The 15,185-nt window shown below is 60.7% G+C and carries 15 protein-coding genes; 7 read left to right on the top strand and 8 right to left on the bottom strand.

The genetic code is table 11. The features are described 5' to 3' along the window. Positions 1–26: 26 nt before the first annotated feature. Positions 27–899 (bottom strand): carbohydrate ABC transporter permease, encoded by an 873-nt coding sequence (locus tag KR52_RS08450; protein ID WP_173402243.1) that lies wholly within the window; start codon positions 897–899, stop codon positions 27–29. A gap of 61 nt (positions 900–960) precedes the next feature. Between KR52_RS08450 and aroB the strand changes: the two genes are divergently transcribed. Further along, entirely contained in the window at positions 961–2,076 is a 1,116-nt protein-coding gene (aroB, locus tag KR52_RS08445) for a 3-dehydroquinate synthase (RefSeq protein ID WP_038554687.1), read from the top strand. Here the strand turns inward: aroB and KR52_RS08440 are convergent. Continuing rightward, on the bottom strand, positions 2,030–3,220 hold the full coding sequence (locus tag KR52_RS08440) for a class I SAM-dependent methyltransferase (RefSeq protein ID WP_253912359.1): 1,191 nt from the start codon (positions 3,218–3,220) through the stop codon (positions 2,030–2,032). The two genes, aroB and KR52_RS08440, sit on opposite strands and share 47 nt — an antisense overlap. Before the next feature lie 40 nt (positions 3,221–3,260). Between KR52_RS08440 and KR52_RS08435 the strand changes: the two genes are divergently transcribed. After that, complete coding sequence (locus KR52_RS08435; protein ID WP_038554684.1) at positions 3,261–4,070, top strand: TPM domain-containing protein; 810 nt, start codon at positions 3,261–3,263, stop codon at positions 4,068–4,070. 18 nt (positions 4,071–4,088) lie between these two features. Here the strand turns inward: KR52_RS08435 and KR52_RS08430 are convergent, their stop codons facing one another. The 3 genes from KR52_RS08430 to KR52_RS08420 all read right to left on the bottom strand — a co-directional run bounded on the left by KR52_RS08430 (position 4,089) and on the right by KR52_RS08420 (position 6,946). After that, a complete protein-coding gene (locus KR52_RS08430) occupies positions 4,089–4,811 on the bottom strand; it encodes a glycoside hydrolase family 104 protein (protein ID WP_038554680.1) in 723 nt (240 codons plus the stop codon). Positions 4,812–5,018: 207 nt separating this feature from the next. Then, a complete protein-coding gene (locus tag KR52_RS08425; protein ID WP_038554678.1) occupies positions 5,019–6,104 on the bottom strand; it encodes a hypothetical protein in 1,086 nt (361 codons plus the stop codon). Continuing rightward, a complete protein-coding gene (locus KR52_RS08420; RefSeq protein ID WP_071840216.1) occupies positions 6,098–6,946 on the bottom strand; it encodes a TIGR04168 family protein in 849 nt (282 codons plus the stop codon). The genes KR52_RS08425 and KR52_RS08420 overlap by 7 nt, the downstream gene beginning before the upstream one ends. 53 nt (positions 6,947–6,999) lie before the next feature. Here KR52_RS08420 and nadA point away from each other — a divergent pair, with 53 nt between their 5' ends. Together nadA and KR52_RS08410 are read left to right on the top strand one after the other, a co-directional pair. Continuing rightward, complete coding sequence (gene nadA, locus KR52_RS08415; RefSeq protein WP_038554673.1) at positions 7,000–7,932, top strand: quinolinate synthase NadA; 933 nt, start codon at positions 7,000–7,002, stop codon at positions 7,930–7,932. A gap of 113 nt (positions 7,933–8,045) precedes the next feature. Beyond that, complete coding sequence (locus KR52_RS08410) at positions 8,046–8,432, top strand: hypothetical protein (RefSeq protein ID WP_253912358.1); 387 nt, start codon at positions 8,046–8,048, stop codon at positions 8,430–8,432. On the opposite strand, the gene KR52_RS08405 is transcribed toward KR52_RS08410, so the two are convergent. Beyond that, positions 8,433–8,666 (bottom strand): hypothetical protein, encoded by a 234-nt coding sequence (locus KR52_RS08405; RefSeq protein WP_038554670.1) that lies wholly within the window; start codon positions 8,664–8,666, stop codon positions 8,433–8,435. Between the two features lie 67 nt (positions 8,667–8,733). Between KR52_RS08405 and KR52_RS08400 the strand changes: the two genes are divergently transcribed. Then, a complete protein-coding gene (locus KR52_RS08400; protein ID WP_038554666.1) occupies positions 8,734–9,720 on the top strand; it encodes a ligase-associated DNA damage response exonuclease in 987 nt (328 codons plus the stop codon). On the opposite strand, the gene KR52_RS08395 is transcribed toward KR52_RS08400, so the two are convergent. After that, positions 9,717–9,977 (bottom strand): hypothetical protein, encoded by a 261-nt coding sequence (locus tag KR52_RS08395; protein WP_038554663.1) that lies wholly within the window; start codon positions 9,975–9,977, stop codon positions 9,717–9,719. The two genes, KR52_RS08400 and KR52_RS08395, sit on opposite strands and share 4 nt — an antisense overlap. Positions 9,978–10,096: 119 nt before the next feature. Here KR52_RS08395 and KR52_RS08390 point away from each other — a divergent pair, with 119 nt between their 5' ends. Both KR52_RS08390 and KR52_RS08385 read left to right on the top strand, forming a co-directional pair. Then, complete coding sequence (locus tag KR52_RS08390; RefSeq protein ID WP_038554661.1) at positions 10,097–11,752, top strand: ATP-dependent DNA ligase; 1,656 nt, start codon at positions 10,097–10,099, stop codon at positions 11,750–11,752. Continuing rightward, the gene (locus KR52_RS08385; RefSeq protein ID WP_051834314.1) at positions 11,752–14,241 is read left to right on the top strand and encodes a ligase-associated DNA damage response DEXH box helicase; all 2,490 of its coding nucleotides are present in this window, start codon (positions 11,752–11,754) and stop codon (positions 14,239–14,241) included. Before KR52_RS08390 ends, KR52_RS08385 begins: the two co-directional genes overlap by 1 nt. A gap of 160 nt (positions 14,242–14,401) precedes the next feature. Here the strand turns inward: KR52_RS08385 and KR52_RS08380 are convergent, their stop codons facing one another. Further along, positions 14,402–15,049 carry a trans-aconitate 2-methyltransferase gene (locus KR52_RS08380; RefSeq protein ID WP_038554659.1) on the bottom strand — a complete coding sequence of 216 codons (648 nt, stop codon included), beginning with the start codon at positions 15,047–15,049 and terminating at the stop codon, positions 14,402–14,404. Positions 15,050–15,185: the final 136 nt, after the last annotated feature.

The following is a 15,185-nucleotide window of genomic DNA, read 5'->3' as shown; positions in this document are numbered from 1 at the left end:
GCCACTTTGCAGGGCCGATGACAGCGTCAGATCAAGGGACGATCGCCGCCAAAGGCCAACCGGATCATGGTGAACAGCAACACCAACAGGAACAGCGCCAGGCCCAGGGTGCAGGCATAGCTGATCTCCAATTCGGCAAAGGCCTGGTCGTACACGTAATAAACGATGGTTCGCGTGGAATCGGCGGGGCCTCCCTGGGTCATCAGGAACACTTCTTCGAACACCTTCGTGGCCGCGATCGACGACACCACGGCGACCAGGGTCACGTAGGGACTCATCAAGGGCAATGTGATGTCGAGATGCTTTCTCCAGCCCTCGCTGCCATCCAGCTCCGCCGCCTCATAGAGCTCCTTCGGTATGCCCTGCAGGCCCGCCAGAAAGATCACCATGTAGTAACCGAGTCCCTTCCAAAGCGTCACCAACATCACGGCCGGCAGCGCCAGCTGCGGCGTCGTGAGAAAACCGATGGGGCTGAAAGCATCGCCGAGCAGCGCGCTCAACCATCCATTGATCAATCCGTTCTCGGCGTACAGCCAGCGAAAGGCAATGGCAGCCACAACGATCGACACCAGCACGGGTGTGTAGAAAGCTCCCCGCAGCAAGGAGCGCCCAGGCAACCCCTGGTTGACCAACACCGCCAGGGCCAGGGCACCAAGAACGATGGGCGGCACCACGCCGATCAGATAGAGAAAGGTAGTGACCAGCACCTGCCGTGCCATCGGATCCGAAAGCAAGCGCTGCAGGTTGGCCAAACCGACAAAACGCAAGGGTTCACTGACATCCAGCCCCGTGGCGGTGAAACTCATCACCAGAGCCATCAGGGCCGGCAGCAGTACCGACAGGCTGATCAGAACCACCGCCGGCAGCAGAAACGCCCAGGCGGACAGGGAGTTGCGCACTGATCTCTCGCGCACAGGACCAGCGACACTGTTGCGAGAGTAGGTGGGTTCCAACGGTTTCATGACCACAATCACCCCGTTGCATCACATCCGCGTTGCGCTGGAGCGCAATCCCTACGAGGTGGTGATTGGAGACGGCGGCCTGGCCAGGCTTGGTCAGCAGATGCTGGACGCTGGAGTGCAGGCCGGTCGGCGTGTCCTGGTGGTGAGCAATCCGGATGTCGCCAGCCCCTACGGCGAGGCCTGCCTGAACAGCCTCAGAAAGGCAGGTTTCAGCGTGGAGCTATTGGTGATTGACGCCGGCGAAAACCAGAAGACACCAGCCACGGTGGCGGAGATCCACAATGCTGCTTACAACGCCAAGCTCGAACGCAGCTCCTTGATGGTGGCCCTCGGCGGCGGCGTTGTGGGGGACATGACCGGCTTTGCGGCAGCCACCTGGCTGCGGGGCATCCAGGTGGTGCAGGTTCCCACAACCCTGCTGGCCATGGTGGATGCGTCGATCGGTGGCAAAACCGGGGTCAACCATCCCCGCGGCAAAAACCTGATCGGCGCCTTTCACCAGCCGCGGCTGGTACTGATCGATCCCTCCACCCTGAACACCCTGCCCGAACGCGAGTTCCGGGCCGGCATGGCCGAGGTGATCAAGTATGGAATTCTCGGCGACACGGAGCTGTTCGAGGAACTGGAGGCCTGCGCCGACCCGACCACGCCAGCTGGACTGGGGACTGAACGCCTGAGCTCAATCCTGCAGCGATCCGCCGCAGCCAAGGCGCGGGTGGTGGCCGCCGATGAAAAGGAGGGGGGTTTGCGCGCGATCCTCAACTACGGCCATACCTTCGGCCATGTGGTGGAGACCCTCTGCGGCTATGGCACCTGGCTGCATGGCGAGGCGGTCGCCATTGGCATGGTGGCCGTGGGCGAACTCGCCGTTCTGCGGGGCAGCTGGAGTCGCGATGACGCCGAGCGCCAACGCCGGCTGATCGACAGCGCCGGACTCCCCACCGCCTGGCCCGATCTCTCCGCCGATGCCGTCCTGGACAGCTTGCAGGGGGACAAAAAGGTGCACGACGGTCGCCTGCGCTTCGTGATGCCCACCGGCATCGGAACCGTTGAGATTCGCGATGACGTCAGTCGCGACGCGATTCTGAGCAGCCTTGAGCGCCTGAAAGGCTGAAGCCGTCTTCCGGCAATCCGCGCCGGTAGGTGAGCCAGCGGAACCCACCGAGCCCCGCGGGATCCACCAGGCGAAGCAGGGCTTCACGCCGTTGCAGGGCTTCCGCCAACTGTTGGCCCGGTAGCTGCTGCAGGCCATGGAGGCGCTGCGCAAGGCCCAGGGCCAGCAGTGCCTCGCCCTGCTTGGCCTGATCACCCACCACCCAGCCATGGCGCTTAGCCGCCTCATCAACGACATCAATGCAGAGGTGTGCCGTCAGGTCCTGCGCGCCGGGCTGATCCAGGGGCGACAGACCCGCCTGTTGGCTGGAGACAGCCATCAGGGTGCCCTCAGAGCGCTGGGCCGTGTAATAACGATGCGCCTCCATGGCGTAATCAATCACGAGCAGCACGCCTGCCTCCACAGCGGCAGCCATCGCCGCGAACCAGTCGGGAAGGGAACTGTTCCATTCCGTCGTCCACCCCTCCTCGGCATGAGGGGGCGGCAGCTGAATGCCGGCATGGCCGCACACACGGTTGATCTCGTCCCGTAAACCAACCGAAAGAGGCCGATGGCTCATGCGCAGAGCAGCGTTTGGGTCAAGCTCCACCAACGCCTGTTGAAGCGACCCATCCCGCCACACCAACCGTTCCACCGGGAGGGCATCCAGTAATTCATGGGCGATCACCACCCCACGCACCGGCGTGATCCGAAGCTGCTCAAGCGTGCACCAACGCACCGGCAGTCCATCCACCTGCTCCAGTAGAAGCTGCTGCCGCTGCCGCATGCCGGGATTGGCTTCCACCAGCACCATCTCGAGGCGAGTCAGGAGCGCTGGATCAGCCTCCCCCAGCTGAGTCATCAGATCCCGGGCCAGATGGCCTTCACCAGGCCCGATTTCCACGATTGACAGGCGTTGAACCGGATCTGTCGTGGAGAGGGAAGCCAGCCAGGCCATGAGTTGGGGCACCAGCAGGGCAGCGAAGTCGCTGCCCAGGGATGGAGAGGTGACGAAATCGCCCTCAGGTCCGATGCGCGCACGGCCGGCGCCGTAATAGCCATGCTCGGGCTCATTCAGAGCCAGATCCATGAACCGGGAAAAGGGAACGCCCCCCCCCGCCTGTTGCAGATGCGTTGCCAACCACTCGGGACAGGACGCAGCCATCGGTTCCATTGGAGAGAATGCCGTTCGCTACAGCAGTTCCATGGGACCACATCACATCCGAAAACTGTGGGGCGTCGTCGTGGTGGCTCTGGTGAGCCTGGGGGTTCTGGTGGCTCCAGTTGGGGCCTACGACAACCCCGATCTGCTGCCGGATCACCCGACTCCAGTGATTGACCTCGCTCGGATCTTCAGTGAGACCCAACGGGCCCAACTGGAAACATCCCTCGACGATGTGGAAGAACGCACGGGCTGGAAACTGCGGGTGCTAACGCAGTACGAACGCACGCCGGGGTTGGCCGTACGGGAGTTCTGGGGCCTGGATGAACGCAGCTTGTTGTTGGTGGCCGACCCCCGGGGGGGAAATCTTCTGAACTTCAATGTCGGCGATGCCTATTTCGCGATGATGCCCCGTACCTACTGGGTCGAGCTGCAGACGCGTTACGGCAACCAGTACTACGTGAAGGATCACGGTGAGGATGGGGCCATTGCGGATGCGCTCAATGCCGTGGAGATCTGTCTGGAGCGGGGCGGATGCCAGGTGGTGCCGGGACTGCCCCATGAACAGTGGCTTTGGACCCTGACCACCTCCATTCTCGGTGGCTTGATTGCAGGCTTCGCGGCTTATCCCAGGAAAGAGGGTGAAACCATCGCCTGGGCCTGGTTGCTTCTGCTATCTCCGCTTTGGGTGATGCTGTTCGGCGTCTTCGGCGTTGCACCGGTGGTGACACGCACTTCAGAAGTGATGCCCCTTGTGCGCAATGGGGTGGGTTTCCTAGCGGGAGGTGTTGCCGCGTATCTCATCGCTCAGGCCACGGTCGGGCGAAAGCTTCAAAGCGACGCTGACGGATGAAGGATGGCGTAGCTCTCCTCAGAGCTGGGTTGCGCATGCGATTCGCGACCCAGTGCAGACCTCGGGTGGAGCTGGAGTGACCAGGGCTTGACGCTTCAGATCGCGAAGGCGACGCAGCTCGGTGAGATTCACGTCATAGAAGGAGCGCAACCTTGCGTATTTCTTGACGGGCTGGCCGTAGTAACTACGCCCAGCGAGGGTTGGGAAGGAAGCCCACTCCGGAGCCAACTTGGCAGCAAGGAGGGGACTGAGAACACCGGTATCGGTGAGGGCGAGAGCTTTACGTCTCTGGATCAGGAACAGAGCACCTTGGTCTTGGGCCTCAGGCCCGAAACCACGCACTCCGATGCTGCGTTTCACCATGGTCCAGGTGAAGGGCATGAACTGGTAAGCCCCTGCAGCAGCACTGGCGTAGCGAGAGCTGTAGATCACGCGATTGGGGTGACGGTCGAGCGAAGGCATCAACCCACCACCGAACATGACCCGGTAGCCGACATCAAGCCCCCCTTTCCAGGTGCCTTCTGCGAAGCGAATCGTGTTGAGCATGGCCCGGCGTTCGGGAGTGATCACATAGGGAATCGCCAGGCTGGGCTGAACGTCTGAGGTGTGGACCAACTGCGCCCTGGAGGAAGGCGGCAACAAACTTGCCCGAGCAGTTAACGGGGCACAGAGAGCAGGCAGAACTCCGACAATCACGGCCGCTTGAAGCGTCTGACGACCGTTGAAAGCAGAGATAGCCATAAAAAGCGTTCAAAGAGCATGCCCTCAACTGAGGACGAGGAGCAGATCAGAAGCGAATGAAATGCTCAAGCGGACAAGAAAACTCATCCGCAATGACTTTGTCGAACCGAAGCCTCGAGGCAATAGGTATATATGCCAGTCAAACAATTGGACAAGCCATTAGCGTGAGCGCGTATTGGAGCAAAAAAAAATTTTTAATCCTGCAAATTAAAAATGGTCTCCAACCCATTCCACCAGTCTCCGAGCGGCGTCTTGGGCCCCTGATGGAGACAGTGGTGCATCACTTGGCAGCAACAAAGGCTGATCCAGCTGCCATGCCCCTGTGTCGAGATCAGATCGCGTCAGGCATCGGTACTGACCATGCCGTTGCAGCCCTGTCATCAGTGCCGATGCTTCAGCAAATCCGCTGCGCTCGACAACGTGAAGCCCAACGCCGATGGCCATCGCCTCGCAGAAGCTGCTGAAACCCGGCTTACCCAGAAAACGGGAACAGCGACCGAGCACATCAACAGGGCGCATGCCATCCGGCAGCACCGTGAGATTAGGCAACCCAGCCAGTTCAGACGATGACGAGGCTTCAGCAGAGGCCGGCAACAGGAAATGGTGCCCTGGCCAGAGCTGAAACAGCTCACTGCTGAGCGACAGACCAAGACCCCCGAAGCCCACCAACACCAGGGGCGCTTGCAGATCATCCAGACCAGCCTCAAAAGCAGGTGGGATGGCCCGGGGGCGGCCGCACACCAGGCCAAGCCTGTGTTCAGCCATCCCCCAGTTCATCGCTAGATCAAAAGGGCAGCGCAACAGCAGATCACCGCTCCGATAGGCCTCAGCTGCAGCATCGGCCCAGCGATGAAAGGCATCCCCCAAGGGGCCGTAGATGTCGTCCCATCCGAAATTGCTCATCCAGACCAGGGGGGCATCCAGACGTTGGGCCAAGGCGGCAGCGGCCGGAGGAATGTCCCCGAGAATCAGCACCGGCTGCCCCTGCGATTCCAGCCAGCTGGCTTCCGCCTGAATCGTCGCCGGCAGCCTTTGTTCAAGCTGATCGAGGGCGCTGAGGGTGGCGGCGCGGTTCACACCGAGAGCATCGGCCTGCACCATGCCCACATCCCACTGGCAGGGGCGTTGCTGAATCGATTCATCCCCCAGCAGCATCGTCAGCATTGCGGCTGGCAGAGCCGAGCTCATCACCAATGTCCACTCGGGACGCAGGTGGCGAAGCTCCTGCAGCACTGCGGCGTCACGGGCCGCATGGCCAAAGCCATGGCTGCTGCTGCAGAAGTAGATCAGCACGAAAGCGAAGCATCCATCGGCAACTGCTCCTGATGGATCAACTCGGCCTCGGGGGTGTACCAGCGATGAGCGAGCTGAATCAGATGGGAACCCTTGAATTCCGCCCAGGAGAGATGCAGCAGAGGTCGTCCTTCCCCATCAACCCCTGAGCGCGGCACGCAGGCGGCGTTGATCAGCGCCGTACCTTGGCGGTGGCGCAGCAGAGTCTGGCGAAAGCCGGAGCCGCGTTTGAGGGCATGGTGCATGTGGCCAAAGATCACCAGATCGGCGGGTCGGGTCCGGGCCATGAGATCCAAAGCCAAGGCCAGATCCTGATCCCCCCAGTCCACCGCCGGGGTCTTCCAATCCCGTCCACAGGGACTGGCGGCCTCTGATCCCAATCCGGAGGGTCCGCAGTGGGCCATCACGATCAAGGGCTGATCAGCGGGAACATCGGCGGCGGCCTTCACGATCCGCTCGGCTGAAGCCTCAAGCGTGACCGGGCCGTACACCGCTTCCACCGCTTTCGACAGGTGAAAACCACCACCGGGACTGCATGGACGCGCCCCCACAACCGTCAAGGGGAGCTCGGGCCAGTGAACCGACCTCCAGGCGCAATGGAGATCGCCGAGCACAGTGAGTTGTTGCTCGAGGATGCCGCCACTGCGATCTCGCCCGCGGTCGTGGTTGCCCAGGATCACGGCCACGGGGAAGGGAAGCCGCGTGATCCTTCGCGTCAGACGCAGGTCTCCATCAGCAAGATCACCAACGAAAAGAACAGCGTCGGGCTTGAGCTGCTGCAGCAGCTGCTCATCTGCATCGCCCCAGGCGCCGTGCAGATCACCGGCAATGGCAAGTCGCAGATGCTTCAGAGCGAATGCCTAGGCTGTGGCCATCCTGCCCCGAACCGGTCCTGATGAGCGCTGACACCGCCCTTGTTGCGGCGATCAACCGGCTTCGCCAGGACCGCAATGCCGTGATCCTGGCGCACTACTACCAGGAGCCGGAAATCCAGGACATCGCCGATTTCGTCGGTGACTCCCTGGAGCTGTCGCGCCAGGCCGCCAACACCGATGCAGACGTGATCGTGTTCTGCGGTGTTCACTTCATGGCCGAGACCGCCAAAATTCTCAGCCCGGAAAAGACGGTGGTGCTGCCGGATCTGGAGGCCGGTTGCTCCCTGGCGGACGACTGTCCCTCCGATGAATTCGCCGAATTTCGATCGGAGCACCCCGATCACATTGTGGTGAGCTACATCAACTGCACAGCCGCAGTGAAGGCGCAAAGCGATCTGATCTGCACCAGCAGCAATGCCGTTGATCTGGTGAACCAACTGCCTGCCGATCGGCCCGTTCTGTTCGCCCCCGATCAGAACCTGGGGCGCTGGGTGCAGCAACAGAGCGGTCGCGAGCTGACCCTCTGGCCGGGACGCTGCATCGTGCATGAGACCTTCAGCGAAGAAGCCGTGCTTGCCTTGAAGCACGAACATCCCGGGGCTGAAGTGATCGCCCACCCCGAGTGCCAGCAGAATCTGCTGGACCTGGCGGATTTCATTGGATCCACCAGCAAGTTGTTGAGTTACGCCGAACAAAGCTCCTCAAACAGCTTCATCGTTCTGACGGAACCGGGGATCCTGCATCAGATGCAGCAACGGGTTCCTGAAAAAACCCTGCTCGACGTGCCGGGGATCGATGGATGCAGCTGCAATGCCTGCCCTTACATGCGGCTCAACACCCTGGAAAAACTGAAGGCATGCCTGGAGACCCTCACGCCTGCGATCGAAATGGATGAATCGATGCGTGTAAAAGCCATGAAGCCCATGCAGCGCATGCTGGAAATGAGCCGTTAAGTCAGCAACGGCCTCCAGGACAACATGCTGGTTCGAATAGATTTTCGATCACCAAGACAGCGTGGGGCATGAAAGATCTGAACCAACCAAACGCCATGAGGGGCCTGGTTTTGATGGCAGCGCTCACGGGCTTGTCGTGCCTCAGAGCAGATGCACAGCCCTGGAATCAACCGATTGCTGAACCCGCCACGGAATCGACGGAACAAACAATCAAATTGGCAGACCAGCTCGACAAGGTTGGCGCTAAATTTTTTGGTGCCCATTGGTGCCCAGCCTGCAAGCAGCAGATGAAGCTCTTCGGCAAACAGGCCGGACGCCAACTGAATTATGTGGAGTGTGGTCTTCCCGATGCATTCCCCGAACAGGTTGAGCAATGCAGGGATGCCAAGATTGAATCCATTCCCACGTGGATACGCCCAGGAGCAACGCGTCTGGAGGGTGTTCAATCGATCAACACCCTCGAACGCTGGAGTGGCCTGAAGCCTCGTCAACAGAAGTGATTACTTCTTGCGGCAATAGCCAGCGCCAACGTTCATCCAGCCAGAGGGGCAGGCCTCACCGTTGGTGGGCATCATCTCGTAATAGATCGGCGACACACAGGTGGTGCCCAGGGTGTTGACGTATCCCAGGGGGCATTGGTTGTGACCTTGAGCCTTGGGAATCTTTTTCTGAGCCAGAGCGGAACCGGGCACAGCCAGGGCTGAAACAAACAGAGCGGCGGCGAGCAGCTTCATTAAGGCCTGAACAAACGCACTCAAGCTACGGGGCTTTCAGACTGGCCGCAGCGATCAGCAGCGGGGCTTGATCGAACGCACGCCGGAAGGGTTGTATTGCCGAGCGGCGAAGGCTTGGGTTGACCCGTGGCGCCCGGTGCCACGGGCCTTGATCACCCATGCCCATGCCGACCACGCCCGCCCCGGATGCGGGGAGTACTGGGCTGTGGCTTCCAGTGAAGGGGTTCTGCGCCAAAGACTCGGCCAAGACATCACGCTGCACCCCGTGGCCTATGGCGAGGAGCACTGGCTGGGGCAGTGCAAGGTGTCGTTTCACAGTGCAGGACACGTGCTGGGTTCGGCGCAGGTCCGCCTGGAGTCGGAGGGTGAGGTGTGGGTGGTGAGCGGTGATTACAAACGGGATGACGACCCCAGCTGTGAACCCTTTGAACCGGTGCGCTGCGACGTGTTGATCACCGAAGCCACCTTCGGGATGCCGATCTATCGATGGATGAGCGGTGCTCAGGTGGCCCAGGACATTCATGCCTGGTGGAGCGGTGATCGCAGCAGGCCGTCACTGCTGTTCTGCTACGCCTTCGGCAAAGCCCAACGCTTGCTGGCTGAGCTGAAGGCCATTGGCGTCGAGGAGGAGGTGCTGCTGCACGGCGCTGTGGAGACCGTGACGCGTCACTACCGCGATGCGGGGATTCCCATGACCCCCAGCCGGCCCGTCAGTGAACTGCCGCGCAAGGATCCGCTCCATGGGCGATTGATCCTGGCGCCACCCTCGGCCCATCGCTCCAGCTGGATGCGTCGCTTCAAGGCGCCCCAAACTGCCTTTGCCTCAGGCTGGATGGCCGTTCGCGGCGCCCGGAGACGGCGGGGCTACGAGCGGGGCTTCGTGCTCAGTGACCATGCCGACTGGCCTGGACTGATCCAGACCGTGCGGGACAGCGGCGCCCGCAAGGTGTACGTCACCCATGGCCAGAGCGACGTTCTAGCCCGTTACCTGCGTGACGTGGAGGGTGTGGATGCGGAACCGCTGGAGACCCTGTTTGAAGGCGAATCGGACTAGAACTTGGCGATGCCGTCGGGAAGTTCAGGAAGGTTCAAATTCGCCTGGCGGCCTTCGATCGCAGCATTGAGCGACTCGATCATCATGGCGTTGCCACTGTCTTTGATGGCTTCAAGTGCCTTCTGCAGTCGACGTTGACGGTCGGAAGGATCCTCAGCTGTTTCCGGAACAGCCACAGGAGTCACCACGGCAGTTACTGACTCAGTGGCGCGGACAGTGTCAAGTTGTTGCGCCAGGTTGTCCCAGAGGAGTGCCATCCGGCTGATTCAGGAAGCTGTCGCTCAGATCAACACAGGTTTCCACCGGATTTCCAGCACTGCTCACAAAATGTCTTGTCAGGATGGCGGGGCATTTGTTCCATCCCGTTCAAGCGCGCATGCGGGCCTTTCAGGACCTGTTCAATCATCTGGATCAGATCACGGGCACCAAAGCCAAGGTGCAGGCGCTGGTGGATCACTTTCAGGAGGTCGATCAAGAGCAAGCCGCCTGGGCGTTGACGCTGCTGTTGGGCAAACGCCGCCGCCGCCTGATCACCGGTCGCCGACTCCGCGACATCCTGCGGGACCGGGGTGGTCTGCCGGATTGGCTGATCGACGACTGCTACGGCCAGGTGGGCGACTCAGCCGAAACCATCAGCCTGCTCTGGCCCGCCGTGCAGGAGCGGGTTGCAGCAAGCGATCCCGGTCTGCCCAGCGGTGAGGGAGACATGCCCCTGAGCTGGTGGATGGACACGCTGCTCCCTGCCATCAGCACCCGAAGCGACGACGACCAGGCCAATGCCGTGATCTGGCTCTGGCACCGAACCCCGCTCGACCAGCACTTGATCGTCAACAAGTTGCTCACGGGGGGATTCCGTGTGGGTGTGTCGACGGGCCTGATCAGCCGCGCCATTGCCGAAGCGTTTGGACTGGAAGAAAGCCTGGTGGTGCAACGGCTGATGGGCGGGTTTGAGCCGTCTGCTGAGCGCTTCGCTCAACTCACCGCCAGCGCAACCGCGGATGAGCATCGTTCCAGGGGCACGCCTTACCCCTTTTATCTCGCTAGTCCCCTGGAGCCGGAACGGTTGCAGGAGACATCGGCGAACGATTGGCAACTGGAGTGGAAATGGGATGGGATCCGCGGGCAACTGATTCATCGCGGTTCCGGGGTCTACCTCTGGAGCCGTGGAGAGGAGCTGGTGAACGAGAGCTTTCCTGAGCTTGTGGAGGTGGCCAAGGCCTTGCCATCCGGCAGCGTTCTCGACGGCGAGCTGATCTGCTGGCGACAGGACGCAGCAACACCGCTTGGCTTTGACCAGCTGCAACGACGGCTGGGGCGCAAAACCGTTGGAACAACGTTGAAACGGGACTGCCCGATGCGGTTCATCGCCTACGACCTGCTGGAACATCAGGGCGTCGACATCCGCCAGCAGGGATTAAGGCAGCGCCAGCAGCAGCTGGCTGAGCTGCTCGACAACATCAAGCATCCCGAGGCATGGCGCCTGCAGCAGAGCCCGTCCTGGTCGATCGACTCCTGGGAGGACCTTGAGGCGCAACGCAACCAGGCCCGTCAGCACAATGCTGAGGGCCTGATGCTCAAACGGGCGGAATCGCCTTATTTGAGCGGCCGCAAACGCGGCAACTGGTGGAAACACAAGCTGGAGCCGATGACCCTCGATGCGGTGCTCCTCTATGCCCAAGCCGGCAGTGGACGTCGCGCCAACCTGTTCACCGATTACACCTTCGGCCTCTGGACCAACACTGAAAGGCCGCAGTTGGTGACCTTCGCCAAGGCTTATTCCGGCCTCAACGATGCCGAAATCCTTGAGCTCGACCGCTGGATCCGCCGCAACACCCTGCAGCGCTTCGGGCCGGCACGATCCCTGAAATCCGAGCTGGTGTTTGAAATCGGATTTGAGGGCATCCACCCCTCAAAACGCCACAAATCCGGCATCGCCGTGCGTTTCCCAAGGATTCTGCGCTGGCGTCGCGACAAACCTGCCGACGAAGCGGATTCACTCCAGACAGCGATGGCATTGATCGAGAACCGCTGATGGCAGCTTCAAAAACGAAGGCCAAGGCCAAACCAGCAACCAGCGACCCTCGCTTGAACCCGATTCATGCCTGGTTCGCGCAGAGAAACTGGACTCCGCTGCCGTTTCAGGAAGAGACCTGGAGCGCTTATCTGACGGGGCGAAATGGGTTGATCCAAGTGCCCACAGGGTCTGGCAAAACCTTCGCCGCCGTGATGGGACCGATCGCGCGGATGTTGGCGGAGGAGCACCCGCTGAAGGGAATACGTTTGCTCTACATCACACCCTTGCGGGCCCTCAGCCGCGACTTGTCGCTGGCGATCCGCGAACCGATCGAGGCGATGGGTTGGCCGATTCGGGTGGGCATCCGCAATGGCGACAGCAGCAGCAGCGAACGCACCAAACAGCTCAAGGCACCGCCACAGATTCTGGTGACAACCCCGGAGTCCCTCGCTCTGCTACTCAGCAACACCAAGGCTGAAGCGTTGTTTGGCCAGCTGCAGACGGTGATCCTCGATGAATGGCACGAGTTGATGGGCAGCAAACGGGGCAGCCAGACGGAGCTGTGCCTGAGCTGGTTGCGGCAGCTGCTCCCCGGGCTCCAGACCTGGGCCATCAGTGCGACCATCGGCAACATCGAGCAGGCAGCGCGCCATGCTCTAGGGACGTCAGGCGAACCGCAGCTGATCGGGGGCGCCCCTGCACGCAGCACGGAGATTCAGAGCATCCTTCCAGAGACGATCGATGGCTTCCCCTGGGCCGGACACCTCGGGTTGCGGATGTACGAGGAGCTGGTGGCCCGCCTGAATCCTGGGATCAGTACCTTGTTGTTCACCAATACCCGCAATCAGTCGGAGCGTTGGCACCAGTGTCTGCGCTTCGCCTGCCCGGAAATGGAGGAGGGATTGGCCCTGCACCACAGCGCCATTGATCGCAGCGAGCGGGAAGCGATCGAAGCCTCCGTGAAAGCTGGCGGCATTCGTTGGGTGGTCTGCACCAGCTCCCTGGACCTCGGGGTGGACTTCCAACCAGTGGAACAGGTGGTGCAGATCGGCAGCCCTAAAAATCTGGCGCGCCTGCTGCAACGGGCGGGGCGATCAGCGCATTTGCCCGGTGGAACATCCCAGGTGCTGTTCATGCCAACCAATGCGCTCGAACTGCTTGAGCTCAGTGCTGTGCGTCGGGGGCTGGGGGAGGGTCTGGTGGAACAACGCAAGCCGCCGAAGGCTCCTCTGGATGTGCTGCTGCAGCACCTCACGGGGTTGGCCTGTGGCCCTGGCTTCAATCCCGACAAGACCGTGCAGGCCGTTCGGAGCTGTGCGGCCTACGCCGATCTGAGCCAAGACGACTGGGACTGGTGCATGCTGTTTCTGGAGCAGGGCGGGGAGTGCCTCGGGGCCTATCCCCGCTACCGCAAGCTCGAGTGGGAGCAGGCAAGCCAGTGCTACCGGGTTCGCGACAAGGCCATCGCCCGGCTGCACCGTCTCAACGTCGGAACGATCACGGCTGCACCGGCGATCACCGTGCGTTTTGTGCGTGGTGCCGTTCTCGGCCATGTGGAGGAGACCTTCATCAGCCAGCTCAAGCCGAAGGATGTGTTCTTCTTCTCGGGCCGTCAGCTGGAATTCCTGCGGCTGCGCGACATGACCGCCTACGTGAAGGTCAGCACCAAGAAAACGCGCACGGTGCCTGCCTGGGCTGGGGGACAGATGGCCCTCTCCGATCTGCTGACCCATCACCTGCGTCTCGAGGTGGACCGTGCCAGCCGGGGTGATCTCGACAACGCTGAACTGCAGGCTCTGAAGCCCCTGTTTGATCGACAACAGGACATCTCGGTGTTACCGACGGTTGGGCAGCTGTTGATTGAGACCTGTCGCACCCGGGAAGGCACACACCTCTTTGCCTACCCCTTCGAAGGGCGGTTCGTGCATGAAGGCATCGGCTTCCTCTGGGCGTCGCGGCTCACCCGTCTAGAGCGGGGCACGATCACGGTGTCGGTGAACGACTACGGCTTTGAGCTGTTGGCACCGAAGAGCTACCCCATGGCGGAGCTACTGGAGGACCATATCGATCTGCTGCTCGATCGCCAAAAGCTGGAGCGGGATCTGAAAAACGCACTGAATCTGTCCGAGCTGCAACGGCGACGCTTCCGCGCCATCGCCCAGATCGCTGGCCTGATGAACCGGGGATTCCCTGGATCCAGCAAAAGCGCCGGTCAGCTTCAGATCAGTGCATCGCTGCTCTTTGATGTGTTCAGCCGCCATGAGCCGAATAACCGCTTGCTGCTGCAGGCGCAGCAGGAGGTGCTCGACGACCAGCTGGAGATCGCGCGCCTGGAGGCGGCCTTGCAACGCGCCTCAAGCCAGGAATGGCTGCACGTTGAAATCCCGCGGCCCAGCCCGCTGGCCTTTCCACTGTTGGTGGAGCGGCTAAATTCTCGACTCAGCAACGAGTCAGTTCTCGAACGGGTTCAGCGGATGAAGGAACAGGCACTCCGACAAGAGCGGTAGCGGACAAACCGGATCCTCCCGGTGACCAACCCGTTACCCCATGACAGCCACCAACTTTCAGAGCGTTGACATGGAACTACCTGAGAGATTTCGGCAGCAGTCTTGAAGCTCTTCTCACATAGAATGCTAATTAAAGAAGAATTAGCATCACAGCTCCGCATTACTTATCTGAGACATGCTGGCTGACGAACCCTCCAAAGAGGCAAAGCTCCAGCCATTTCCAGTAGCTATCAACGTCGCGAAAACCAATTTCACGGAGCCAATTAAGTTGAGTTTCGACATCCAGGAGGATATTGCCTTTATCCTCATCCTCTGGATTTATCGCCATGGCATCCAGAAATCTCTTATGGAGCGACATTGTGGGTGACGCGACGTGGTCAAGGTTGCAGAAGACGCCCTGGGGGCTCAGGCGATCAAGGACCTCGGCATAGAGAGATCGCTTGCGACTATTCGTGCAGTGGTGAATCGCAAAGCTAGAAACAATGGCATCAAAAGTGCCTAAGTCGGGAAGTGTCTGTGCAAAGTCATGAGAAATAATTTTAACGCGCGACTCATTCACAAAACGTTGATTAGCCGCATCGATCATGGGGGTGGAATTATCGATGCCGACGAAATGTGCGTCCTTGCAATGAAGTAATAACATTGCTATGAGACGACCGTCGCCGGTACCGAGATCAAGGATGCGCTTCGAAGACGGAGGGATAAAGGACAACAACACTACCTCGCCCTCCCTTCGGTGCAGGATTCTGTCAGCTTTGGCGAGATACGCCAACGCATGATCGGGAGATCTGTAATCGTTTAGATCCATGGCAATACGTTCAATCGACTACGTGGGTTAACAAGACGTTCAACCAGCATCATCAGTGCTCGGCTACTACCGAGGACGAAGCATGACTCCGACCCTTGAACTATTAAGACGTCTGAGCCACCTGTCTGAGGCTGAA

Source organism: Synechococcus sp. KORDI-52 (assembly GCF_000737595.1).
In the GTDB taxonomy this organism is placed as follows: domain Bacteria; phylum Cyanobacteriota; class Cyanobacteriia; order PCC-6307; family Cyanobiaceae; genus Parasynechococcus.
Note: the sequence above shows the minus strand (reverse complement) of the source record. Positions and strands in the feature narration are given on the sequence as shown.